This is a genomic window from Klebsiella sp. GN_Kp190 (assembly GCF_040061795.1).
Classification (GTDB): domain Bacteria; phylum Pseudomonadota; class Gammaproteobacteria; order Enterobacterales; family Enterobacteriaceae; genus Klebsiella; species Klebsiella michiganensis.
Genome location: NZ_JBEAFN010000028.1, coordinates 136,053 through 160,374 on the forward strand (window position 1 = coordinate 136,053; position 24,322 = coordinate 160,374).

Annotated in this window: 22 protein-coding genes and 3 pseudogenes; 14 read left to right on the forward strand and 11 right to left on the reverse strand. The window is 51.4% G+C overall.

The window, feature by feature from the left end; genetic code table 11:
* Positions 1 to 91: 91 nt before the first annotated feature.
* Both ABLU67_RS17070 and ABLU67_RS17075 read right to left on the reverse strand, forming a co-directional pair.
* Positions 92 to 907, reverse strand: a complete 816-nt coding sequence (locus ABLU67_RS17070) for an APH(3')-I family aminoglycoside O-phosphotransferase (RefSeq protein WP_348852403.1) — start codon at positions 905 to 907, stop codon at positions 92 to 94.
* A 145-nt stretch (positions 908 to 1,052) separates the two neighbouring features.
* Positions 1,053 to 1,154: pseudogene (locus ABLU67_RS17075) on the reverse strand (amino acid ABC transporter substrate-binding protein); the annotation flags it as partial.
* A 76-nt stretch (positions 1,155 to 1,230) separates the two neighbouring features.
* Here ABLU67_RS17075 and ABLU67_RS17080 point away from each other — a divergent pair.
* Entirely contained in the window at positions 1,231 to 1,584 is a 354-nt protein-coding gene (locus ABLU67_RS17080; RefSeq protein WP_038423437.1) for a nuclear transport factor 2 family protein, read from the forward strand.
* Between the two features lie 120 nt (positions 1,585 to 1,704).
* Here the strand turns inward: ABLU67_RS17080 and ABLU67_RS17085 are convergent.
* The 4 genes and pseudogenes from ABLU67_RS17085 to ABLU67_RS17100 all read right to left on the reverse strand — a co-directional run.
* Positions 1,705 to 2,291: pseudogene (locus ABLU67_RS17085) on the reverse strand (ISNCY family transposase); the annotation flags it as partial.
* Positions 2,292 to 2,654: 363 nt separating this feature from the next.
* Positions 2,655 to 3,656 carry a DUF4238 domain-containing protein gene (locus tag ABLU67_RS17090; protein WP_221841963.1) on the reverse strand — a complete coding sequence of 334 codons (1,002 nt, stop codon included), beginning with the start codon at positions 3,654 to 3,656 and terminating at the stop codon, positions 2,655 to 2,657.
* Positions 3,657 to 3,797: 141 nt separating this feature from the next.
* The gene (locus tag ABLU67_RS17095; RefSeq protein ID WP_348852404.1) at positions 3,798 to 5,393 is read right to left on the reverse strand and encodes a hypothetical protein; all 1,596 of its coding nucleotides are present in this window, start codon (positions 5,391 to 5,393) and stop codon (positions 3,798 to 3,800) included.
* A gap of 37 nt (positions 5,394 to 5,430) precedes the next feature.
* Positions 5,431 to 5,856 (reverse strand): hypothetical protein, encoded by a 426-nt coding sequence (locus ABLU67_RS17100; protein ID WP_348852405.1) that lies wholly within the window; start codon positions 5,854 to 5,856, stop codon positions 5,431 to 5,433.
* A 563-nt stretch (positions 5,857 to 6,419) separates the two neighbouring features.
* On the opposite strand from ABLU67_RS17100, the gene ABLU67_RS17105 reads away from it, so the two are divergent.
* A complete protein-coding gene (locus ABLU67_RS17105) occupies positions 6,420 to 6,650 on the forward strand; it encodes a hypothetical protein (RefSeq protein ID WP_123754362.1) in 231 nt (76 codons plus the stop codon).
* 255 nt (positions 6,651 to 6,905) lie between these two features.
* Here ABLU67_RS17105 and ABLU67_RS17110 read toward each other — a convergent pair whose 3' ends face one another.
* Together ABLU67_RS17110 and ABLU67_RS17115 are read right to left on the reverse strand one after the other, a co-directional pair.
* On the reverse strand, positions 6,906 to 8,309 hold the full coding sequence (locus ABLU67_RS17110) for an ISNCY family transposase (protein WP_221841960.1): 1,404 nt from the start codon (positions 8,307 to 8,309) through the stop codon (positions 6,906 to 6,908).
* Positions 8,310 to 8,655: 346 nt separating this feature from the next.
* On the reverse strand, positions 8,656 to 9,654 hold the full coding sequence (locus ABLU67_RS17115) for an AraC family transcriptional regulator (RefSeq protein ID WP_014838485.1): 999 nt from the start codon (positions 9,652 to 9,654) through the stop codon (positions 8,656 to 8,658).
* 400 nt (positions 9,655 to 10,054) lie between these two features.
* Between ABLU67_RS17115 and ABLU67_RS17120 the strand changes: the two genes are divergently transcribed.
* The 9 genes and pseudogenes from ABLU67_RS17120 to ABLU67_RS17160 all read left to right on the forward strand — a co-directional run bounded on the left by ABLU67_RS17120 (position 10,055) and on the right by ABLU67_RS17160 (position 16,444).
* Complete coding sequence (locus ABLU67_RS17120) at positions 10,055 to 10,948, forward strand: transporter (protein WP_046877576.1); 894 nt, start codon at positions 10,055 to 10,057, stop codon at positions 10,946 to 10,948.
* Positions 10,949 to 11,485, forward strand: coding sequence for a group 1 truncated hemoglobin (locus ABLU67_RS17125; protein WP_224226510.1), 537 nt, complete (start codon positions 10,949 to 10,951; stop codon positions 11,483 to 11,485).
* 134 nt (positions 11,486 to 11,619) lie between these two features.
* Positions 11,620 to 13,134 carry an amidase gene (locus tag ABLU67_RS17130; protein ID WP_254540059.1) on the forward strand — a complete coding sequence of 505 codons (1,515 nt, stop codon included), beginning with the start codon at positions 11,620 to 11,622 and terminating at the stop codon, positions 13,132 to 13,134.
* A 23-nt stretch (positions 13,135 to 13,157) separates the two neighbouring features.
* A pseudogene (gene nthA, locus ABLU67_RS17135) lies at positions 13,158 to 13,765 on the forward strand (nitrile hydratase subunit alpha).
* 15 nt (positions 13,766 to 13,780) lie between these two features.
* Positions 13,781 to 14,434: a nitrile hydratase subunit beta gene (nthB, locus tag ABLU67_RS17140; protein ID WP_109240358.1), complete on the forward strand. Its 654-nt coding sequence runs from the start codon at positions 13,781 to 13,783 to the stop codon at positions 14,432 to 14,434.
* Positions 14,431 to 14,898: a nitrile hydratase accessory protein gene (locus ABLU67_RS17145; protein ID WP_122117903.1), complete on the forward strand. Its 468-nt coding sequence runs from the start codon at positions 14,431 to 14,433 to the stop codon at positions 14,896 to 14,898. Before nthB ends, ABLU67_RS17145 begins: the two co-directional genes overlap by 4 nt.
* Complete coding sequence (locus ABLU67_RS17150) at positions 14,895 to 15,104, forward strand: CbtB-domain containing protein (protein WP_004850884.1); 210 nt, start codon at positions 14,895 to 14,897, stop codon at positions 15,102 to 15,104. Before ABLU67_RS17145 ends, ABLU67_RS17150 begins: the two co-directional genes overlap by 4 nt.
* 10 nt (positions 15,105 to 15,114) lie before the next feature.
* On the forward strand, positions 15,115 to 15,870 hold the full coding sequence (locus ABLU67_RS17155; protein ID WP_348852406.1) for a CbtA family protein: 756 nt from the start codon (positions 15,115 to 15,117) through the stop codon (positions 15,868 to 15,870).
* A gap of 4 nt (positions 15,871 to 15,874) precedes the next feature.
* On the forward strand, positions 15,875 to 16,444 hold the full coding sequence (locus ABLU67_RS17160; RefSeq protein ID WP_064374975.1) for a histidine phosphatase family protein: 570 nt from the start codon (positions 15,875 to 15,877) through the stop codon (positions 16,442 to 16,444).
* Between the two features lie 103 nt (positions 16,445 to 16,547).
* On the opposite strand, the gene ABLU67_RS17165 is transcribed toward ABLU67_RS17160, so the two are convergent.
* Together ABLU67_RS17165 and ABLU67_RS17170 are read right to left on the reverse strand one after the other, a co-directional pair.
* Positions 16,548 to 16,919, reverse strand: a complete 372-nt coding sequence (locus ABLU67_RS17165; protein ID WP_032749095.1) for a DUF2255 family protein — start codon at positions 16,917 to 16,919, stop codon at positions 16,548 to 16,550.
* A gap of 84 nt (positions 16,920 to 17,003) precedes the next feature.
* The gene (locus tag ABLU67_RS17170; RefSeq protein WP_162557583.1) at positions 17,004 to 18,092 is read right to left on the reverse strand and encodes an alpha/beta hydrolase; all 1,089 of its coding nucleotides are present in this window, start codon (positions 18,090 to 18,092) and stop codon (positions 17,004 to 17,006) included.
* Between the two features lie 209 nt (positions 18,093 to 18,301).
* On the opposite strand from ABLU67_RS17170, the gene ABLU67_RS17175 reads away from it, so the two are divergent.
* On the forward strand, positions 18,302 to 19,216 hold the full coding sequence (locus ABLU67_RS17175) for an AraC family transcriptional regulator (RefSeq protein ID WP_348852407.1): 915 nt from the start codon (positions 18,302 to 18,304) through the stop codon (positions 19,214 to 19,216).
* Between the two features lie 106 nt (positions 19,217 to 19,322).
* On the opposite strand, the gene ABLU67_RS17180 is transcribed toward ABLU67_RS17175, so the two are convergent.
* Complete coding sequence (locus tag ABLU67_RS17180; RefSeq protein WP_348852408.1) at positions 19,323 to 22,076, reverse strand: LuxR C-terminal-related transcriptional regulator; 2,754 nt, start codon at positions 22,074 to 22,076, stop codon at positions 19,323 to 19,325.
* A 253-nt stretch (positions 22,077 to 22,329) separates the two neighbouring features.
* Here ABLU67_RS17180 and ABLU67_RS17185 point away from each other — a divergent pair, with 253 nt between their 5' ends.
* On the forward strand, positions 22,330 to 23,289 hold the full coding sequence (locus ABLU67_RS17185; RefSeq protein ID WP_162557587.1) for a thiamine pyrophosphate-dependent dehydrogenase E1 component subunit alpha: 960 nt from the start codon (positions 22,330 to 22,332) through the stop codon (positions 23,287 to 23,289).
* 11 nt (positions 23,290 to 23,300) lie between these two features.
* Complete coding sequence (locus tag ABLU67_RS17190) at positions 23,301 to 24,320, forward strand: alpha-ketoacid dehydrogenase subunit beta (protein ID WP_014229353.1); 1,020 nt, start codon at positions 23,301 to 23,303, stop codon at positions 24,318 to 24,320.
* The last annotated feature ends 2 nt before the right edge of the window (positions 24,321 to 24,322 follow it).

Here is a 24,322-nt window from a genome sequence, read left to right on the forward strand (position 1 = left end):
TCCTGGGAGGCGGCCATGAGGGTAGGGAAGCGCCGTCCCGTCAAGTCAGCGTAATGCTCTGCCAGTGTTACAACCAATTAACCAATTCTGATTAGAAAAACTCATCGAGCATCAAATGAAACTGCAATTTATTCATATCAGGATTATCAATACCATATTTTTGAAAAAGCCGTTTCTGTAATGAAGGAGAAAACTCACCGAGGCAGTTCCATAGGATGGCAAGATCCTGGTATCGGTCTGCGATTCCGACTCGTCCAACATCAATACAACCTATTAATTTCCCCTCGTCAAAAATAAGGTTATCAAGTGAGAAATCACCATGAGTGACGACTGAATCCGGTGAGAATGGCAAAAGCTTATGCATTTCTTTCCAGACTTGTTCAACAGGCCAGCCATTACGCTCGTCATCAAAATCACTCGCATCAACCAAACCGTTATTCATTCGTGATTGCGCCTGAGCGAGACGAAATACGCGATCGCTGTTAAAAGGACAATTACAAACAGGAATCGAATGCAACCGGCGCAGGAACGCTGCCAGCGCATCAACAATATTTTCACCTGAATCAGGATATTCTTCTAATACCTGGAATGCTGTTTTCCCGGGGATCGCAGTGGTGAGTAACCATGCTTCATCAGGAGTACGGATAAAATGCTTGATGGTCGGAAGAGGCATAAATGCCGTCAGCCAGTTTAGTCTGACCATCTCATCTGTAACATCATTGGCAACGCTACCTTTGCCATGTTTCAGAAACAACTCTGGCGCATCGGGCTTCCCATACAATCGATAGATTGTCGCACCTGATTGCCCGACATTATCGCGAGCCCATCTATACCCATATAAATCAGCATCCAGGTTGGAATTTAATCGCGGCCTCGAGCAAGACGTTTCCCGTTGAATATGGCTCATAACACCCCTTGTATTACTGTTTATGTAAGCAGACAGTTTTATTGTTCATGATGATATATTTTTATCTTGTGCAATGTAACATCAGAGATTTTGAGACACAACGTGGTTCCCGCCATGTGAAAATCCGGCCAGACCAACATCATTCTGGCGCTCCGAAAGAAGGGATATTCGCCGCCGTGACTAGCCTGAAGCGGATCGCATAATCTTTGGCCGCTTCGTAGTCGAGGAACATGGCATCGAGCGTGCCAATAAATTTTGAGCTTGATAGGATTTTGATGTTATGCTATGAAAAAGAATCATTTACAGGTCTGGAGGTAATTTATATGACGCCAAAAGAAATACTTTGCCAATGGGTTGACGCATTTAATAATGCAGATGTAGAAACTATTTCAGAATTATATGATGATAATGCAATAAACCATCAGGTAGCCAATGAGCCAGTTATTGGGAAAGAGGCTATAAAGAAAATGTTTGAACAAGATTTTTCTTTTCCAGAAATGGTTTGTATCGTTGAAAACATTTTCGAAGATGGACAATGGGCAATTTTAGAGTGGCGTGCCCCATTAGGTTTGAGGGGTTGCGGTTTTTTTCAAATAGTAAATAATAAAATTATATTTCAAAGAGGCTATTGGGATAAGCTATCTTTCTTAAAACAGCACAATTTACCTATTGAATAAAATTCATATATACCTTATATGAATAGCTTGCAAATTTCTTAAAGTGTGCATTAAGGGAAGCATAATAACTTCCCTTAACCAATCTGTGGATTCTTTACACCATCGTATAATGTGATCCTGCTTTTCCAGGTAGCCCCGGGTGGCCTCAAAATAGGTGAATGTCGATTCCGGTTTTACAAATCGAAGCTGCATCAGGTGGCTCGTCGCGTCGTCGACGTAGATCAGTGCGGTACAGGCGGGTGCACGGTTCTCGAACCAGCGATGGTTGCTTGCAGCCATCAATCTGCATCAGTTCGCCGCAGCAGGCCCGGCGATAGCGTGGCTGCTGAATCTTTGGTGCTCGTTGTTTGCGGGGGATCCAGAGACCGGCTTTGACCATGAGTGAACGGACAGTCTCTTTGGACAGGTGAACATCGTGCAGTTCTGCGAGTTTCACATATGCAAGCGTCGGCCCAAAGTCGGTATAGCGATCTCGGATTATATTGAGCGCGTACTGTGCAAAACCATCAGGCAGCTGGTTATTGCTCAGGGTTCCTCAACGGCGGTTAGCCATACAAAGCGGGCCAGATTCACGGTAACGCGACAGAAGACGCCGGCACTGACGAGCGGAGATACCGTGGCGCTGCGCGGGCATCTGCGTTGTCAGGTGCCGGTCGACAACATGGGTTAACTTCATCCAAAGTAAAAAACTGCGCTGAATGGGCCAGAGCAGAATCCCGGGATGGTTAACTGAGTTCTGATCAAAGCCGCATAATCTTGCTACTTCCATATTTGTCAAGGCTCGATAGAAATGTCTATTTGCTGGCTCATTAGAAATGTCCAACTGCTGAAGGGAAGTGGATACCACGCCCGCAGACTTATGTTGCACAAGGGCGAGAAGGTCAGCTATTTACTAGGCATCTTCCCGCTGTAGCACATTTAAAGGTTTTAATTTTATTTTCTTTATATACATATTGTTATGTAAAAAATTGACGTTTTTACACGATGTGTTGAAGTGGGAGGTAATTTATTCTGAATGGTTATTACCTAGTAGACAGGTAAATCGTGCAACAATTTTTAAAGGTAAGTAGTTAATCTCTATCCTCATAAAAGGGTGTTCTACTTGCATAACGGCTTCCAATGTGTTTTTGAAAGGGTAGAATGGCGCTCTCGGTATTACCGATGATATGCACCATAGCTTGGGCCGCCACTTTAGTATTGAACTCAGTAACAGTGGCCTCATCAACCTGATTTTTGCCTGGTAAAAATCGTTTGGAATCGCAGATGATATAGGCAATGCGAGGCGAAATTGGGTAATAGAAATCAGCGTGTTCAGGTGCAGAGAATTCTGTCTCTGAGATACACGCATGTACATTGACGATCGGCTGATCGGACGTAATGAAAGGATGCTCTGTGTCATTTACCAGCAATGCATGTCTGGTGTCGTGTCGACTTGAGTAGAGGCTGAATCCGATATTCATTCCAAACATGTAGCTTAGGAACCACCATGCGTGTGTCATCGCATCGGCTACTTCAATTTCAACAATATTGCGGCGAGGCTGAGCCCTGAGCACACCATCTCGAAAAGCTTTCGTCCGGGCGATTTGATGACCCAAAAACATCATGAACTCTATCATCTGCTGCTTATCTTGCAGTATATCAAGCTGTTCATCAGCTAACTCTGATAAAATCGGTAGTACACTTTTTTCGTGGGAGGCATGGAGATTTTCCATTAGGTTACACTTCATTGCATGGAGAAGAGCCTCAGCTTCCGGAGCTTGAATATCAGACTCATTATAAATGGCCTCCAAACGCTGCATTTTAAGGAAATCATTAAGATACGACATGTGCTGTTGTTGAAGATGCTCGGGACTTTGCCGGGAAAAGCTTTTTATCACTTCAACATGCTTACTTGTCAGCATTGTAGTTTTGTAGAAATAGTTGTCAGCAGCTATGGCACGCACGCTGTCATAGGCTATCTTGCCAGTCTTCGTAGTATAGAAAACGTTTTTCGTCCCTTTACCCCAGCGGGTGAGGTACTTCGCCCAGACGTAATGATGTCGCTTCTTGGCTTCGAGATTTTTGTGTGACATAGAAATTTGTTCCGTAGATTGCAGTAGTACGCCAAGGGGGCTGATTTTTACACATTAAAATTATCAGGTATATTAATTCGTTATTAAAGACAGCCAACTATAACTTAGAGTAAAGCATAAAATTTGTCCTAGTACTTATAGTTATTCAGTTTTGGGTTTGGGTTTGATTCCATACCAAGAACTATTCCAGCCCCCTAACTCTAACGGTATGTCAATTATCTCATAGTCAACCATATTTTTTGGAAGATATTGACGCTCCTCTAGCCATTTAACAGTGGATTTTAAATTTTTCCTCTGTTTGAGTTCATCGGTGAAATGACGAATCTTTATTATCGGAACTATCGGGTTCTGTACATCAAAGTGCCCGATCCAATTTCTTGAACCCACAGCCACCTTAAAGATGTATTCTTGGTCTATTTTCAATAGATTATTGAGCAAATCTTCGTCATTTCTTTCAAATTTTCTCATGAAATTCAATGCCTGCTCGACACCTTTTTGAAGCTCCTTTGATCGCTGAATAACTTCTCGAATCTCCGCAGGTTCGATGAACCATTTCAGTTCGAACGCAATACATAGCTTTTCTTTTCTATCTATAATTGCGAGATCGAGATCGGTATCAACAAGTTTTCCATTGACAACCTCAAAGCCGAGTGGTTCAATTTCACTTTTCAATAAATCACGTAAAATATCTTCTTTCTGTTGGACCAAGTTAGAGTATAGTTTTCGATCATTTTCGACCTGATTCAATAGAACGCTTAAATTTCTCTCTGCATCTGAATTCATAAACACGAATGAGGAAAGTGCAAGATAGCCGTTTTTAAGGTCAACAATCGGCTGGATGGCAATATCTGGATTTCGAACATCAACGCCTCCGAATGTTAAATAATCGAGAATGGATTCTATAGTTTCATTTTTTAAAGATGTATATCTAGACAATCGAGAGGTTAATTCAGAGCAAGAAAGTACCCAAACCGAGTCCGGATAGCCAATTCCTCTCAATCCCTCACTTGCCAGTTTTGTTCTGGCAATAAAACGCCCATAAAGTAAGGACTGAAGCGTTGTAAATATCTTTTTATATTCACCAAGTGTAAATTTATCGAACTGCCAGTCATCAGGAAATCTGTATCGCTCATGCGATACAGAATGATAATTTTCTATTAATATAGAAGCTAATTTAGGGGTTAGATTCATTTTAAATCTATTACTTGTAGACGATACATTGGCCATAATTGCTGAAAGAACATCATTTGGATTAACAGCTTTATCATAGGCTATTCCATCTTTACCATTTAGCCGATTGTATACTTCATATGCAATTTCTTTGCTTTTATAGTCATTTGTATTTAGTACATTACCTTCTATAGTGAGTTTTATTTTTTTATTCCACCAGAGAGGGAATATAGAACAAAAAGTATTATAGGTTATAGATTTCTCAAGCCAATCCACAGCAAAGCCATAGTGTTCATCTATAATCTCATGCTTTATTTTTGTGCTGGGATTATTATTATTTCTAACAATTGATCTCAATGGATGAGTCAGCGCATTTAAATATACATCGGCATGAGCGCGCTTTTGCTCTGACGGTAGCTCATCAATGTAAGTAAACTTCAGAAACTTGTCTTCCATTACTGATAAAATGGTCCAGAGTGCTTGAGAATATGAAATCCCATTCAAAGAATTGCTATCATAAGCCTTATCAATTTCCGCCTCACACTCTTGAACTTTATTTGAACTCATTTGAAACCTCACAGTGCCAACTATGTAAACTTTGTAGTCAAAATTTATCATGACTCTGACCGCAAGCTCTTAATATAATAAGTGCATATCGCATTAGCTCCTCACTTCGCTGTGGCTCAAACCATCGGCCGTTGAATTTTCCTCCGTGAAAAAGATTGTTTCTTACGCGACATATCAACAGCAAGATAAGTTCAGCTTTGCTGCTGTGAGCCGGTAAGGTTTCATCCCAGGTTAGAACACCATCTCTAACTATCTGCTTTTTAGGCGGATATTCCATAAAGTAGTTTATTGATTCCATAAGATCTGGGGATTGAGGTAAGTCAATGATTTGCGTGACCTCGGCCGCATACTTGCTCCAGCTTGCCTTTGCAGCACGAGTGCCTTCTAGGAGACCAATTGATTTGAGGCAGTACTCGTAGCGAGCAAACTCTCGAAAAAACTCATAACCTAAATCGTCAAGCATTATAATTATCCTATTGGGTGATACGTCCACCAATTTACAATAAATTATAAGTACAGATCGGTGTCATGTCTGCGGCAGATGTGAGAAAAATTGTCTAGTGACGCGGATAAATCTTTAGACCATATGATACAGTGAAGCAAATATCTGAAAAGAGGAAGCCGTCCGTCAAATCAAGGAATGTGGCTATTTCGTTGCCGCACACAGCTTTTACACGTGGCTACGGACTATTAAACCAGATAACAGCGAGCAGCATACCAGCGATTTACTGGAAGCCAAAAGCGAGGTCCTTCAGCTACGGGCGAAGTTGAAACGCACCGAAGGGTAAAATCATGACACTTAACCCGAGAAGCGACTGTGATTTGCTTCTGGTTCTCGCCTCAAACGACAGGCAGGAAGCATTTATGCAGGGAGGGTATTCCTTTTCCTCAAGTCAGATGATTTTTGGCGGGGGTTGGTCAATACTCGAGGGAGGACTTGACTGAAAAATGTCCGTTTGAGGAGGCTCAGTTAAATGGTTTTGGTGTTGTACGGGAGCACTGGCGAAACACTTGTATGAGGGGAATATGCAGCAATTTTCTAAAACCGAGATTTTGTCTCTGTCCGCCAAAACCTGCGACCGCTGCGGCCGACGTGCTGAAGTAGGCGATTCTGAATTTCAGGAGTTTTTGTCGGTTGACCGTGTTGCGGGTTTTGGCTCTGTATTTGGTGATGGGGAGCTAATCAGACTGGATTTGTGTCAACACTGCGTCAAAATTGTTGTAGGCCAATGGATGCAAAAAGGCAAAACCGCCTGACTGATGGAGGAAAAAAATCCTTGAGACGCAAAATCGTCAGGCGCAATAAATTGAGGTTGACCCGCCGTTTGCGGGCTAATCGGGAGGCTTTTTTTGTTGTTGAACCGGTCATTGCAGGATGTCAGTGAGGGGTTATTTATTGACTCTGCTGAGCTTCTGGCACAGAGGCGGCGAAAAAAAATTTAGATTGGGGGAATGTTGAAGCGTATAATTGTTAGACGCAATATAAAGAAAATACAGATGGCTGATGCAACCTTATTTCTTCCTAAATATAACGTCAGATTCAGTCTGAAGTTTGGTCAAAGCCTCCAGCATATCGTTTTGGTTAAGTGCTCTCTGTGATTTTTTTCCTTTTCCCCCGAGACGATTGCGAGTAAAGTCAGGGCCGTCAACGGAGGGTACAGATCTTGATCTGGTGTTATCTCTTTTTTTCTGAACCTCCTGTGCCATTTGCAACGTATGCCCGAGGCGCTTATTATTTACAATCTGTCCTTGGTCTACTACTGAAAGTTTATCGTATGTAATATAGGGTAGGGGAGAGCCATTCATCCAAATCTCTTTGTGATCATTCGGGAAGTGGTAAACCTCCACGTATTTACCAATAGCTTTGCGGCTTTGTTCGTTATCCTCAATAAGATATAATACTTTATCGTATTGAATAGTAAGGCTTTTTGAGACTCTGCGAGGTTCTCTCCAAGTAAAAATCAAATCGAGATTGTCACTGGGATCAAGAGGGCGGTTAGCGTTAAAATCGTGGCGAGGCGGCTTAGCAAATCTATAATTATAATCGTCGATGAAATTATCAATATATGAATTCGCATCTTTGATGTTATTAATATTATTGAGCCTAAGCTCCTTAACAAGCCGGTCTTGTAGAGTAAGATGGGCGCGTTCTACTCTTCCTTTTGCCGAGCTGGTTTCTGCGCATATAGTTTGTATATTCAATTCATGCATAGCTCTGCCAAATTGGGTGAATCCGTCTCCGCTTGTTGCATTTTTGTTATTAATACGAAATACGCTTGCTTTATCACTGTAAAATGCCATAGGTTTTCCATGCCGTTCGATATAACCTCGGGTTGCTTCAAAGTAAGAGAATGTAGATTCTGACTGAACAAATCGCAGATGCATCAACTGGCTGGTTGCATCATCAACATAGACCAACAACGTACAAGGACGAGCTCGATGTTCGAACCAGTAATGATCACATCCGTCAATCTGGATAAGCTCACCGACACATGCACGCCTATAGCGCGGCTGCTGAATTTTTGGCGCACGCATTTTTCTAGGAACCCATAAACCAGCTTTAATCATGAGCCTTCTGAGTGTTTCTTTACCAATAATCAATCCATGAACTTCTTCCAGTTTCTCTCTAGCCAGCGTAGGACCAAAATCCGGGTATTTTTCCTTGATGATATCGAGTGCCTGATCGGTAAAAGCTTTGGGCAGTAAACGATTGCCGGGGTTGCCTCGGCTACGGTTACTGATGCCCAGCGGACCATGTTCACGATAACGGCTGAGTAAACGACTACAATGACGCGGTGTGACGCCAAGTAGTTCAGCAGCTCGGCCAGATGTCGTCCTGCGGTCAATGACATCCTGAAGGATCTTAATGCGGTTTATCTCTTTCAAAGTAAACAGTCCTGAGCTTTCTGCACTCATGGCCATTTCTCCAGGAAGTTTCCTTTTCTTTAACCCCCCGGAAAAAGAAAGATTATAAAAACCCCACATGAGCAATGTAGCGCAGACATTAGGATTGAGCCAGAAATAGACATTAGCATTGAGCCACTACAATGTTGGTGCGCATAATGTATATTATGTTAAATACGATTAAAGAAGCCGAGTCTGCGCAATACGCCCCCATATCCTTACCTTACCCCGCGCTAAGCCGGGATATTCAAATCATTTCCCGTCGCTAAAGAACTAACGCCATCGTGTCATCCACCTGCCGCCGCAACGCCTGGGAGCGCCTTCCGTCACGCGCAGCTCGCACTCATGCCGCGCAGACTCAGGAGTCTGACCCGGTGTGCCTGTTCGATGGCGTCGCTCCCTGCTGCTCTTTGGGCAATAATGAGCGAGGCGAGATGCCAAAGGCTTTGCGGAAGGCGTGGCTGAAATGAGAGAAATCAGAGAAGCCGAAATCCAGCGCCGCCTGGGACACGCTACTGACTCGTCCGCGTTCGAGGGCCTCTCGGCTCGCTCGCAGCCTCTCCTGCCAAATCACGGCCATCGGCGTTTTTTTGTGGCGGGCGAAAGCACGCGTGACGGTGCGAATGGAAACATGGTGCGCCCGAGCCAGGCTCTCAATGTTCAAATCTGGATCGACAAGCTGCCGCCGAATGTAAATCATCATCCTGGCGTACAGATCGCGCTCAGCACTCACGTTATCCAGATCCTGCAATTCCAGACTCAGCACCAGCAGATCCAGCATCGTCTGGGAGAAACGGCCAGAAATATCTGGGTTGTCCAGACACGCGGGCATCGCTGTCGCCTGACGCAGCATTTCACGCAGTGGAATCACGCCGGGCCGACTGTCGTCCAGTACCATAGCGGTGAGCGTTTCAATCCTCGGCAAACGACAACTCAGCAGATGCCGCGGGATCCTCACCAGGTGATTATCGCCCCCACCCAGGCTGAAACTGAACGTCTGCGCGGCGTCGTATAACACCAGGCTATCCGCCGCCAGCGCCGCCTTGCGCCCTCCCTGTTCAAGCTGGCCGTACCCGCCTTGCATATAGCCCAGCCACAGATCGTCGTCTGGCCCCTGCCTCAGATAACGTGCGGTGCGTTCCCAGCGGTGCAACGGCGCGGACAACGAACAGATATCCACCATCCCCACCCCGCGTACCGCAAGCCGGGCGTCAAAGTCGACCCCAGCCATGGGCACGCTGGCGGCCGGAATGCAGTGACGCAACACCACGTCGTTCCAATACTCGAAGCGGCGCGACTCGGCAACGCCAATGGTCGAATAGTGGGAGCAGACCGCAGACGGCATGATGCTATTCATAATTGCTCACCTCGCACCTTAATTCCCGCATCAATAACAGACACGGGTTCACAGACAGCAACTATCGTGCCAGCACTCAGATGTCCCTCCAGCTCTCACTCGCATCCGCGCTAAGGCAGAGGAAATATCGCTGACGCTCCGTCGATGCGCCAGGCGTCCCACGTCGCGAATGGCGTCGAAAAAGCGAGAACCGCACTCAAGGTGTGCACATCTGCGCTATGACGGAGCATCACGCTATGGGCCTTTTCAGCCTGCCCGCCCGTTGTCCCTGCCAGCCAAACGACTGTCCTTATGAAACAAGTACGCAGCAAATTTCTCCCTAATATCTGTAACCGTAAGGTCTTCCGGCCACGTTGGTACCGGGAAATAAACAAGAGATATCAGACATGAGGGTAACGTTATGACTGTTAGTGGCACCACATCTCGTATCAGCCTGGTCGCCTGCACACTCTGGCTGGCGACGATCCCGGCCCATGCGGTCGATCTCAACTCACAGGATCTCATTCCGGCTCCTGCCGGTACCGATGCCATTCTGGCGTATTTCACCTACGCCACGCGAGACAGCTTTACCCCCACAGGTGGCGACGAAATTAAGCAAGGCACCGGGCTGGACTCCTTCGTCAGCATCTTTCGTTACGTCCACTATATGGATGTGGGAGGCTTCACGGTCGCGCCGCAGGTGCTGATGCCCTACGGACGTCTTTATAACGGCTCCCTGGGCGGTACCCGCCTCGATTCCGCCAGCGGCCTGGGCGACCCCATTCTGGCCGCCCCGGTCTGGCTGGTGAACAACCCCAGCACCACCTTCGCCCTCGTGCCCTACCTGTACGTCCCTGCCGGTTCCTACGATGCCGGGCGCACGCTCAACGTCGGTGAGAACCGCTGGAAGTTCGATCTGCAGCTTGGCGGCGTGCAGCAGCTTGGTAACGGTTTCGCCACGCAGCTGTCCGCTGATGCGATGTGGTATGGCGACAACGACGATGCCACGGGCATCGGCACCGGCCGCCTCAAACAAGACAACACCTATCAATTTCAGGGCTGGGTAAGCTGGACGCCGCCCGCAGACACCACCTGGACCGTCTCCGCCGGTTACGCCAAATTGTGGGGCGGTAAACAGCAGATCGACGGCGTCGAGAACGGACAAGCGACGCGTTCGGATCAGGTAAGGCTGGAATTGTCGAAATTCATCACCCCCACGGTGCAAGTGCAGGGCTTGCTCCAACGCGACATCAACGTCGATGGCGGTTTTAAGGAAGATCTCCACACCACCCTGCGCGTGATGAAACTGTTCTGATTGAACAGAGGCCTATGCACCCCCTTCCACTCACATGTTACGGAGAAATCCACCATGAGCGAACAGCAGCAAAAGCCGTCTCTCTATGAACGTCTCGGCGGGTATGACGCCGTCTACGCCTTCGCAGGCGAAGTGTTGAAGACCTGTATGAAGCATCCCGACATCGGCCATATCTGGGCGCACGTGTCCGAGTCTTCATTTCAGAAAGAGCATATCAACTTCGTTGATTTCTTGTGCAAGCACTGGGGTGGCAACACCGTCTATCGGGGACGAGATATGGTGACCGCGCATCGCGGCATGGGGCTGACCGAGGTGCACTGGAAAGCCGTATTCGAGTCTATCGACGAGTGTTACGAAAACTTCAATGTGCCGCAGGATATTCGTGAAGAGGTCAACGCTTTCCTGACCCAATTCAAGCCCGCGGTCATCGGCAGTCCTTCGTATCGCGACGTGGTGCTCTCACATCCGGACATGGACGTGACCAAAGGCATGAAAAGTGTCGGTATCCACTGGCCTAAAGCCGATAAGCCGTCTTAACACCTTACGGACACCCACAGGCTGCGCGGGTGTCCATTTCAGCCAAACGACTGACCCGGATAACCAAGTCAGGATGGCATTCCGGGCTTATGTTCAAGACAGGCGCATGAGCAAACACAGAAAAAGGAAACAACATGGCTATTCAACGTCCCACTGCCGAACAACTCCAGGAGCTTGCCGGTCGGCTGCATATCAGCCTGACGACGGCGCAGGCCGAGGAATATCTGGCGGTGATGCAGGCTAACTTCGACGCCTACGATCTGATCGACTCCCTTCCCGACGATATCCCGGAGGTCCGCTATCCGCGCACCGCCGGCTATCGTCCGACTGGCGAGGAAAATCCGCTCAATGCCTGGTATTACAAAACGGAGGTAAAAGGTGCAGCGACTGGCGCGCTGGCCGGGCGGACCATCGCTCTGAAAGACAATGTCTCGCTCGCCGGCGTACCGATGATGAACGGCGCCTCCACGCTCGAAGGTTTCGTCCCATCCTACGACGCGACCGTGGCCACCCGCCTGCTGGATGCCGGGGCGACGATTCTCGGCAAAGCCACCTGCGAGCACTTCTGCCTCTCCGGCGGCAGCCACACTTCCGACCCGGCCCCGGTGCACAATCCCCATCGTCATGGCTATTCCTCCGGCGGTTCGTCCTCCGGCAGCGCCGCACTGGTGGCGGCTGGCGAAGTGGACATGGCGATAGGCTGCGATCAGGGCGGTTCCATCCGTATCCCTTCCGCCTTCTGTGGTACCTACGGCATGAAACCGACCCACGGTCTGGTGCCTTACACGGGCATCATGCCGATTGAGGCGACCATCGACCACGCCGGTCCCATCACCACCAACGTGCGCGACAACGCGCTGATGCTGGAAATCATCGCCGGAAGTGACGGGCTTGACCCGCGTCAGTACGCGCCCGTTGTAGAGAGCTATACCGCCGCCCTCGGAAAAGGTGTGCGCGGCCTGAAAATCGGCATTCTGACCGAGGGATTCCAGTTGCCGAATATGGACCCGCAGGTAGAAACGAAGGTGCGGGACGCCATCGCCCGCCTGCAAGCACTGGGCGCCATTGTTAGCGAAATTTCCGTGCCGGAACACAATCTGGCGGGCGCTCTTTGGTCGCCTATCGGCTGCGAAGGTCTGACTGCCCAGATGATGCACGGCAACGGCATGGGTTTTAACTGGGAAGGCCAGTACGACGTCAGCCTGCTGGACAAACACGCGCAATGGCGCGACAGCGCGGATGCCCTCTCCCCGTCGCTCAAAGTTTGCATGTTCGTCGGCCAGTATGGGCTGGAGCGCTATAACGGTCGCTACTACGCCAGAGCGCAGAATATCGCGCGTCGGGCCCGCGCCGGCTACGACCGGGCCCTGAGCGATTTCGACCTGCTGGTGATGCCTACCGTGCCTGTCCTCGCTCAGCCGATACCAGGCCCGGACTGCTCCATCACCGAATACATCTCGCGCGCTTTCGAAATGATCGGTAACACCGCTGCGCAGGACATCACCGGTCACCCGGCCATGTCTATCCCCTGTGGCATGGTCGACGGTCTCCCGGTGGGCATGATGCTGGTAGGACGTCATTACGCTGAAAACACGCTCTATCAGGCCGCCGCCGCTTTCGAAGCCTGCGGTGACTGGCGGACGTTTTAACCTTAACTCTCGGGAAGCCTAAAATGAGCCATAAACACGACCACGACCATACCCAACCCCCGTTGATATCGAGCTACGCGTCCGCGCACTGGAATCCCTGCTGCAGGAAAAAGGCCTGATCGACCCGGCTGCGCTGGATGAGCTGATTGACACCTACGAGCACAAAGTCGGCCCCCGAAATGGCGCACAGGTTGTCGCCAGAGCGTGGAGCGACCCGGAATACAAACGTCGACTGATGGAAAACGCCACTGCCGCTATTGCTGAACTGGGTTTCTCCGGAATACAGGGCGAAGACATGCTGGTCGTGGAGAACACGCCGGACGTGCACAACGTCACCGTTTGTACGCTGTGTTCCTGCTACCCCTGGCCGGTGCTGGGTCTGCCGCCGGTGTGGTACAAATCAGCGCCCTATCGTTCGCGTATCGTCATCGACCCGCGCGGCGTTCTCGCCGAGTTCGGGTTACACATACCAGAAAACAAAGAGATTCGCGTCTGGGATAGCAGCGCCGAGCTGCGCTATCTGGTCCTGCCAGAACGTCCGGCAGGCACGGAAGGCTGGAGCGAAGCGCAGTTGAGCGAACTCATTACGCGCGATTCGATGATTGGCACCGGTGTGGTTAGCGCACCATAACGAAAGGAGAAAACCATGAACGGGATACATGATCTGGGGGGGATGCACGGCCTTGGCCCGATCCCTACCGAGGAAAACGAGCCCTATTTCCATCATGAGTGGGAACGCCGGGTATTTCCTCTGTTCGCCTCGTTGTTCGTCGGCGGACACTTTAACGTCGATGAATTTCGCCACGCCATCGAACGTATGGCGCCGACCGAATATTTGCAGTCGAGCTACTACGAGCACTGGCTGCATGCATTCGAAACGCTGCTGCTGGCAAAGGGGGCGATCACCGTTGAAGAACTGTGGGGTGGCGCGAAGCCTTCCCCCTGCAAGCCTGGCACACCTGTGCTGACGCAGGAGATGGTGTCGATGGTTGTCAGCACCGGCGGGTCTGCTCGGGTCAGTCACGATGTTGCGCCCCGCTTCCGGGTGGGCGATTGGGTACGAACGAAAAATTTCAACCCGACCACCCATACCCGCCTGCCACGCTACGCACGCGATAAAGTCGGTCGTATAGAGATCGCTCACGGTGTGTTTATCACGCCAGATACTGCGGCGCACGGGCTGGGAGAACATCCCCAGCATGTTTACAGCGTCAGCTTCACCGCACAGGCGCTGTGGGGAGAGCCGCGCCCTGACAAAGTGTTCATCGATCTGTGGGACGACTATCTGGAGGAAGCATGAATACGGTAGCACAACACGATTACGCCGCCCTCGGGTTACCGCGCGATGAGGAAGGGCCGGTGTTTGATAAGCCCTGGCAGGCAAAAGCGTTCTCCCTGATAGTCCATCTCCACCGGGCCGGGCTGTTCCCGTGGGCAGAATGGGTACAGACATTCAGTAAAGAGATCAAAGCGGCGCCGGCGCAACCGGGTGAAAGCGCGAATGATGCCTACTATCGTCAGTGGACGGCGGCGATGGAAAACATGATGACGGCACTCAACCTGACGGTGCCGGATGAAATCAGCCGACGGACGCAGGAGTGGCGCCAGGCGTACCTCAACACGCCCCACGGCCAGCCGATTGTACTGGCGAACGCCAGTTGCCCGCCGGCACATAGCCATCATCACCTTTCGCCGGGCGTGCCGGTCACGGTGAGTCCGGCACTCGCTACCAACAGCAAAATCGATAATGGAGTTACACCATGAGTGATATCACCCTTAATGCCCACACCCCGGCTGCCCCCATTCCTGTCGCGAAACTGCTGCCCTGGGCGCTGTTCACCGCCCTGCTGGCGCTGCTGGCCATCTATTTCGTTGGCGCAGAGCAAGGCGCAACGTCGATGTTTTCCGGCACGCAGGTGCATGAATTCTTCCACGACGCACGTCATCTGCTGGGCTTTCCCTGCCACTGAGGAGGCGGAAATGATTGGCAAACTGTTATTTAAAGGGATGATGGCCGGCGTTCTGGCGGGACTGGTGGCGTTTGCTTTTGCGCACCATTTCGGCGAGCCGCAGGTCGATCGCGCGATTGGCCTGGAAAAAAGCATGTCAGCTCACGCTCACCATCACGGCGCGTCAGCAGACGGCGAAGAAGAAGAGGTGTTTAGCCGACAGACCCAGTCCGGGATCGGCCTGATGACCGGCATGGCGCTGTTTGGCGCCGCGCTGGGCGGCGGTCTGGCGCTGGCGTGGGCCTTTAGCTACCAGCGCTTTGGGCCATCGGACCCGCGTGTGCTGGCGTTGTGCCTGGCGCTGGCCGGCTTCCTGGCAATGAGCCTGATGCCAGGTCTGAAATACCCGCCCAATCCGCCCGCAGTCGGCAACCCGGAGACCATCGGCTATCGTACCGGGCTCTATTTCGTCATGATGCTGCTTTCTATCGGCATCGTCATCGCGGCCGCGTGGTTATCACATCAGCTCACGCCGCGCCTCGGCAGAGGGAATGCGATGATGTGGGCAACGCTGTTCGCCGTGGCGCTGATGCTCGTGGTTTGTGCCCTGATGCCGACAGTGAACGAAGTCTCCGACCCCTTCCCGGCGGACCTGCTATGGCGTTTCCGCATAAGTTCCTTCGGCACGCATCTGGTGCTCTGGGGCGTCATCGGCGTGGCTTTCGGTGCTTTAGCCGAACGCACGCCGACGACACGCGAACATCGCCCGGCCTTCCGGCGCGGTTAACAACATGAGAGCGTCGCTAACGCTGATTTGTCAGGGAGAAACGGCAGCCTCCAGAGGTTCACACTTTCCCTGTGATGACCCTCTGGAGGCGCGGGAGTGGCAACGGGCGCGCCAGCTACAAAGCAGTGTCGCCCGTTATCACCGCGTCTGGTTCTCCCCGGACGCCGCCGCCAGGCAAACCGCCGCAGCGCTCTCTTTACAGGGTACGCCAGTGACGGAACTGGCGGAGCCCGACTACGGCATCTGGGCCGGTCGGCCAGTGCATGAGGTGATGATGCAAGACGCCGAAGCGTTCCAGGCCTGGCTGGAGGGTGCCGCTCCCCCGGGCGGAGAGTCACGTGCTCAGCTGCTGGCGCGCTGTGGCAGCTGGCTGGCTAAACACGTCGATATTCGAGGTCGCCACTGTGCCATTGCGCCTGCCGCCGCAATCCGCGCCACGATCGTCGACGTTCTCGGCGCCCCGCTTCACTCATTTGCGCGTATCGACATCCACCCGCTGAGCATCACCGAGTTGCGCAGCGACGGACGGCGCTGGAATTTGTGTTTATTAAAGGGCCATATAAATAGTGAATAGACCACGTTCAGCCAGCGGACGGACGTCTGTTATACACGTTGTTCAGTGACTGGCGTAGGGATGATTAACTCCCGGACGCTTTACATTTTCCGTGACGGAAAATTCACGAAGGTAATATCTCAACCGTGGCCGCTCTGGCGCGAGCTCCCGTCATTGCGGAAACATAGCTGCTGCCGGAATATTTTATCTGGTAGGCCCGATCGATTTTACTTTCAAGAGCCGGGTCCGCGGGTTTTACGAACCGCACGTCAAATTCCTGCCCGATAGCCACTATCTTACCCGCCCGTTGAGACAGTGCTGCCTGATACCATTTAGAACGGGTACCGCTATAGGCACGGACGAAAAGTCGGTTATCCACCGTCACTTCCCAAATCCAGGTTGGCGTGCCGGTGGTATTCATATCGGGACGGTACGGCGCGATTTTCAGGTCGTCCGCCGCATCTATTTTTGCTAAAAGCTCGCGGTTCCAGAGCATAAACCTTTCCTCTTTTCTATACGTTATTTCGTATATTATAAAGTTGGTAACACTGCGTCGGAGAATATCGAACGGTGTTATGATTTATTTATTAAGGTATTTATTAAAAAATGCCGTGATGTTATCAAACGGAATCTTATCCATGCGGTCATATAAATCAACATGGGTGGCATCTTTAACAATCAGAAGCTCTTTAGGCTGATTTGCCGCTTCATATGCCGTTTTAGAGAAATAAAGCGAATGCGCTTTTTCGCCATGAACAAACAGGATTGGGCGCGGAGAGATTTCCTTAATATACGTCATCAGCGGGAAATTCATAAAGGACATCGGCGTTGTCACGGACCATGAGTTTCCGGAGTTGACGGCACGTGGATGATATCCGCGTTTGGTCATATAGTAGTCCGCGTATTCCACGAGGAACTGCGCTTCGCCGCCCTTCAGTTTATTGTAAGCTGGCTGATAGGCCGGTTGACCGTTTGCCGCATCGTCCCAGCGCTGAAGGCTCATCTTCTCAAGCGCCTGCTCGCGTTGCGCCGGCGTTACGCTGTCATTGTAGCCCTTTGACATCACGCGGCTCATATCATACATGGTGCTGGCAACAACCGCTTTTACGCGTTTATCCACGGCAACAGCGTTCAGCGCGATCCCCCCCATACCGCAGATACCGATGACGCCGATACGTTCACGGTCCACATAAGATTGCAGCCCAATAAAATCAACGGCTGCCATAAAGTCTTCGGTATTAATATCGGGTGACGCGATATTGCGCGGTTCCCCACTGCTTTCGCCGGTATAAGACGGATCAAATGCCAGCGTCACAAATCCGCGCTCGGCTAAGGTTTGCGCATAAAGACCTGAGGCCTGCTCTTTTACCGCGCCAAAGGGCCCGGAAATAACCAGTGCCGCAAGCTTCTTGTTTCCGCGATCTTTAGGAAGATACACATCTGCGGCCAGCGTAATGCCGTAACGGTTTTTAAAAGTTACTTTTTGATGATCCACTTTGTCGCTCCTTGGGAAGGTTTTATCCCACGTCTGAACCAGGCGTACTGAAGAATCTGCTGTGCCTGCTGCCGGCTGGGCGACCGCAGATTCTGTTGAAATCATTGCCAGCGCTCCGGCAAGGAGTGCGCCATTAAAAAAGCGGGTTGAAGTTTTTAGCGTCATGATAGTCATACCTTCATTCAAATTGGATGCGGATTGGGTTGTAGTCAGCGCCTCATTTCGGTATGGCTATTTTGGATGTCGCTAATGAAATCTGTTATTAAAATACTCTGTATTATTTGCCTGATCCTATTAACATGATGCCAAAGCGTATATTTCACTTTTCATAACGGGTAAGTTGACGACGTCGCACAGACTTAACAAATATGAGGCGTGACGGAATGATTTCAGACAAATCGGTTGAGAGACGACTCGGCAAGCTCTCCCGGGATATTGCTCAGCGCACGCCCGGTACCGGTGATTTTCCCACCGCGGTTGAAGGGCTGGAACTCTTCCGGCGCAACGAACCCGCCCCTCCGGTGAGCTGCCTGGTCCCTCCGAGTATCGTTCTGGTGGCTGATGGCGCGAAGATCATGTGGGTTGGCGGTGAAGCTTATGAATATAATACGGAAAAATTCCTCATCACCTCCCTCGACTTGCCAGCCAGTTCGGAAGTGTTACAGGCATCGCCATCACGGCCCTGCGTCGGCGTCGCCTATAAACTTGACCAGCGCGTACTGATGGAATTAATTGCCCAGGGATGCCTGCCGCCAGTCAAAAAACGAGATGCGGGAACGGGGGTCGGTATAGGAACCATGACTGATGTTTTACTGGAGCCTTTCTGCCGCCTGCTTTCACTGCTGGACGAACCCGAAGCCATTCTCGTTCTCGGCCCGCTGATTCAGAGGGAGATACATTACCGGCTGTTGATGAGCGATCGGTCCGATCGTCTCAGACAGATTGCGGCAGTCGACGGCCATGGTTACCGTATCGGTAAAGCTATCGACTGGTTAAAGACCAATATTGCTTCGCCGCTGCGTGTCGAAGAGCTGGCAAGTCGCGTGCAAATGAGCACGCCCTCCTTCCACCACCATTTCAGACAGCTTGCGGGAATGAGTCCGCTCCGCTATCAGAAATGGCTGCGTCTCAATGAAGCAAGGCGACTGATGCTGAATGAGCATTACGATGTCACCACAGCGGCCTATGCTGTCGGCTACGAAAGCTTATCCCATTTCAGCCGGGAATATACGCGGATGTTTGGGGAATCACCCAAGAGGGATATTACTGTGCTGAGAGAGTCTGCCGGTAGGCTTTAGTAAATTCTGCCCTGCTCTGCCTCCCCCGGTGAAATCTATTGTACGTGAAGGCTACAGGAGATGCTAAAGACCTGAACTCAAAAATATTTGCGCATCACTGACATTATTAATCCAGTAACTTCATTTCCAGAGCCCGACTCATGGCTTGCGTACGACTATTGACTTTGAGCTTGGCGTAGATGTTCTTGATGTGCCATTTCACCGTCTCAGTAGAGATAGTCAGGGAGCGAGCGATTTCTTTGTTCATCTGACCGTCAGCAATGAGCTGTAATATCTGCAGCTCTCGCTCACTGAGCTCCTGGTTAACATCAAGGTTTTCATGCTCAATCCGCTTGCCTTCAGACAGGCTCCCTTTCCCGGGCCAAGGGTCATCCCCTTCGCTGGCTGCCGAGGTTTCGCGTACATGGACAAGCAGAGGCTGCAATGCATCGCCAGCATCAAGAAAAATACGTTTGAGATGCTGTTGTGCCGCTAATTGCAGGACGGGCTGCAATGCAGCCACGGCCGCCGCGTTTTCGCCACTATTCCACAATGATAATGACCATAGCGTACGAAGACGCGCTGCGGAGAGCCGGTCGCCCCGACGCTCCTGCTCAGTCACGAGTTCGCCCAGCAAAAGGCTGGCTTGTGGCGCCTGACCTGACGCCAGAAGCAGGCGGCTGCGGCTGACATTGGCATGCTGAGCTATTGCGCGTTGACAGGGGTTTTCGGCATCAATTGTGGCACGGGCCGCCAGTTGTTCGAGTTGCCGATGCAGCTGCTCCGCGCCTGGATAATTCGCGCGCTGCAGGCGCACTCTCGCCTGCTCTGCTAACAATAAAGCCTGCGGCCGTTGCCATCCTCGAGACACCGCTAGTCGCTGCGCGTGTTCCAGCAGCCGTTCTGCCTCATGCGGCATATCGTCATTCAAGGCCTGGCGCGCAAGGTAGGTATAGCAGCGACTCAGGGCGTCGGGTGGACCAAACCGATCGATGAATTCGAGTCTATCTGCTAACAGCGTATTTAATGAGTCCAGGTTCATACGTTCGTAAGCCATTTCCGCCAGCAGCGGCGCAAGCGTCGCGCCGCTGGTCGACTGAGGGCCGGTATAACGCTCAGCCTGGCGCAATGCATTCTCTGCATGCCCCCAGGCGTTCTCCAGGTCACCCTGACCAAGATGGCACTGAGTGATGATAAAAGCGCGATAAACCGAGACAAATAGATTGTCTAATGGGCTTTCCGGGCAAGGCATATGCCGTTGAACCTCAAGAGCGTCGCTATAGCGCTGGTTAACCACGTGGCAGTAGCTCAGAATATTGCAAATGAGACCATCGACCCAGGTGTCTCCGCAGGGCACTTTAGCCAGCAACGGCTCAACAATCGCCAGGCTTTCCGGGATTTTCTCGGCAAAAGCTTCGCAAATTGCGCGCACGACACGTAATTTGAGCCAGGCGTTGGGGGTTATATCATCACGATGATTAACGACCATTTGGTCAAGATTATCAAGTAACTGCCTCGATTCATCGAAGCGAAAATAGTGCGCCAGCGCCCAGGCCAGATTGATTTGCAGGTCAATGCGCGAAGGGTCAGTACTCGCAGGTAAGTGATGCATCCAGGAAACCAGGGTATCTATATCCCCTTCTTCCGCCAGCGACTGCGCGCCCGCGCCATCCTGCCCGGGATTATGGATCGGCTTGCCCGCTGCCAGTGCGTGGCGTACCGCCTCGGACCACAATCTCTGCTCAACGAACCAATGACTGGCTAATTCATGTAAGTGCTTGAGGTTGATATCGTTGTTCTGCTGCAATATCGTTCGCAGGGTTTCCTGCAGAAGAGGATGGTAGCGAAACCAGCAGCCTTGTTCGTCCAGGGCTGACAAAAAAAGATTGTGCCGCTCAATCCATGCCAGTATCGCTTCACTATCATCACGCTCTGTAACCCCGTTACATAACCCGGCATTTAAACGATTAAGAAACGATGTTTTGACCAGAAAATCAAAAACTTCCTGTGGCAATGGATCAAGTACCACCTCTTTCAGATAACGGGCGATAGCGCGGGTTCCACCACGAATATTGCGCAGCAGATGTTCTGGATCATTGAGCAATTCTGGGGATAACGAAGCGATTTTCATGCCGGCGATCCACCCCTCTGTCGCGGAAAGTAGCCGCTGTACATGCTGATTACTGAGTGGTATGTCAATCGTCTGGCTGAAATAGTTTCTGGTTTCTTCAAGCGTAAATTGCAGGTCTCGATCGTAGATTTCCACCAGTTGGTCCTGTGCCTGAAGCAGGCTCAGAGAGAGACTGGGGTGGAAACGGCTGCCAATGATCAGGTGCAAGGCGGCAGGAGCATGCTTGAGCAAATATCCCAGGGCTTCATATACACCGGCATCATTGATCATATGGAAGTCATCAACGATCAGATACAGGTCGTGCGGACAGTAATGTAGTTGGTTAATCAACCCGGCCAGCAGCTGTTGAGAACTGGAGGGCGTCTGTTCTTCTATGTTGCGCCAAAAGTCGGCGTCCCAATCGCCATAGAGCGGCCGCAATGCTTGCAGCAGATAAGGAATGAACTGCCATACGCCATCATCATCCTCATCGAGGCTAAGCCAGGCAACGCGTTCACCCTGGGCAATCATTTGCTGATACCACTGCGCCAACAGCGTGGTTTTGCCAAATCCAGCACCCGCGCAAACGACGCCCAGACGGCGTCGCTGCATGCGATCGAGGAGGAGCAGAAGCCGTGAGCGCTGTAGCAGCCGTATCGAAGAGCGTGGTGGAACGAATTTGGTCAGGATTAGCGGCAAATCTCTCGTCAGCCGCAATGGCCCGGAGACCAGTGAAGTTGCCTGGCGACTTTTCAAATCCGATGGCTTCATCCGTAGTTATCTACTCGTATTATTTTTTTATCAATTGTACGCCAGAGCCCGGGATGGCATGGAGCCACCCCTCTCGATAGATACATAAAATTTACAAAGTTTGACCTCAAGCATGAAAACCCCCTCCTACCCCCCCATGAAGGTGGCTTCGCACCTCCTCGTCGCACTCGTAGATTCATTGCATCGGCGTGGTTAAGGGGCTTCCAGCCTGTCAAACCCCCGCCTGACGACCTTTACTGAGGAGAATTAAGTGATGCTTAACAAACAGGCTTTACTCCAGGCTTACCGTAAGATGCGCGAAATCCGGACGTTTGAGGAGCGTTTGCATCAGGAAAACACCAGCGGGGATATTCCGGGCTTCATTCACCTTTATACCGGTGAGGAAGCCATTGCGGTGGGGGTCTGCGAAAATCTCACTAACGCTGATTTCATTGGGTCCACGCACCGTGGGCATGGCCACTGTATTGCCAAAGGCTGCGATATTCACGGCATGATGGCTGAAATATTCGGTAAGGACAGCGGATTATGCCGGGGCAAGGGAGGCTCTATGCATATTGCCGATCTGTCGAAAGGTATGCTGGGTGCGAACGCTATCGTGGGTGGCGCCCCTCCGTTAGCCATCGGCGCTGCTCTGACGGCCAAAACCCTCAAGACCGGTAACGTTGGGGTCTCTTTTACCGGTGACGGCGGTTCTAATCAGGGCCTGGTATTTGAAGCCATCAACATGGCAGTGGTGCTGCAACTCCCTGCCATCTTTATTTTCGAGAACAACGGTTATGGCGAAGGAACTGGCCATGACTACGCCGTCGGTGGTCGTGATATCGCCGGGCGCGCCGCGGGCTTCGGTTTACCGGCAGTGACGGTTGATGGCACAGATTTCTTTGCCGTTTACGATGCCACCTCAGAGGCCGTCAAGCGCGCCCGAGAAGGTGGAGGCCCAAGCGTCATTGAGGCCAAAGCTTTCCGCTGGCACGGTCACTTTGAGGGCGATCCGGCGCTTTACCGCGCTGAGGGCGAAGTTCAACGTCTGCGCGAACAACATGATCCGCTGAAGATTTTCACCGCCAGGGTCAAACAACACATCTCCCTTGAGGAACTGGCGGCGATCGACGCGGCGGTTGAAGCACTTGTCGATGATGCTGTATTCAAAGCGCGAGCCGCTGCCTATCCGGCTCCGGAAGACCTGCTTACAGACGTTTACGTCTCATACTGAGGGTGATAACAATGCCTATAAAAACCTATCGAGAAGCGGTCAAGGAAGCCCTGGCCCAGGAAATGGAGCACGACGAACGCGTCGTTCTGATTGGTGAAGACTTGCGCGGCGGTCACGGCGGAAATGCGCCCGAAGAAGCAAGGATAGAGGCCTTTGGAGGTGTGCTCGGAGTCACTAAAGGGCTGTGGACGCAGTTCGGCTCCGACCGGGTGATCGACACCCCCATTACGGAGTCGGCGATCGTCGGCATGGCTGCCGGCGCCGCTGCAACGGGTCTGCGGCCGGTGGCGGAGCTGATGTTTATGGATTTTTTCGGTGTTAGCCATGATGCGCTGTACAACCAGGCGGCAAAGTTTCGCTATATGTTTGGTGGCAAGGCCAAGGCGCCGCTGGTGATGCGGGGCATGATCGGTGCTGGTTTTTCTGCAGCAGCCCAGCATTCGCAGTCACCCTATAATATTTTTGCTACCACACCGGGGCTCAAGGTGGTCGTGCCATCGACGCCTTATGATGTCAAAGGGCTGCTGATCCAGTCGATTCGCGACGACGATCCGGTGGTGTTCTGCGAGCATAAAATGCTCTATGACCTCAAGGGCGAGGTACCGGACGAGATTTATACCCTCCCCCTGGGCGTCGCCAACTATACCCGTGAAGGTGAGGATGTCACCATCATCGCGTTGTCTGCAATGGTACATAAAGCAAACCAGGTCGCCGACAAACTGGCCAGGGAGGGGATCTCGGTGGAGGTGGTCGATCCACGTACAATCTCGCCTCTGGACGAAGAAGGTATTCTGGAATCAGTGGCTTCTACCGGCCGCGTGGTCATTGTCGACGAGTCAGCCGCGCGTTTTGGCTTTGCTCATGATGTCGCAGCGCTGATTGCTTCCCAGGCATTCCATTTCCTCAAAGCGCCTGTTGTTCTGGTGACACCACCACACACCCCGGTACCGTTCTCCCCTGCTCTCGAAAAACTCTGGATCCCTGGCGTTGAACGTATCGAAGCTGCCGTCCGTCAAGTGCTGGAGGATTAAGC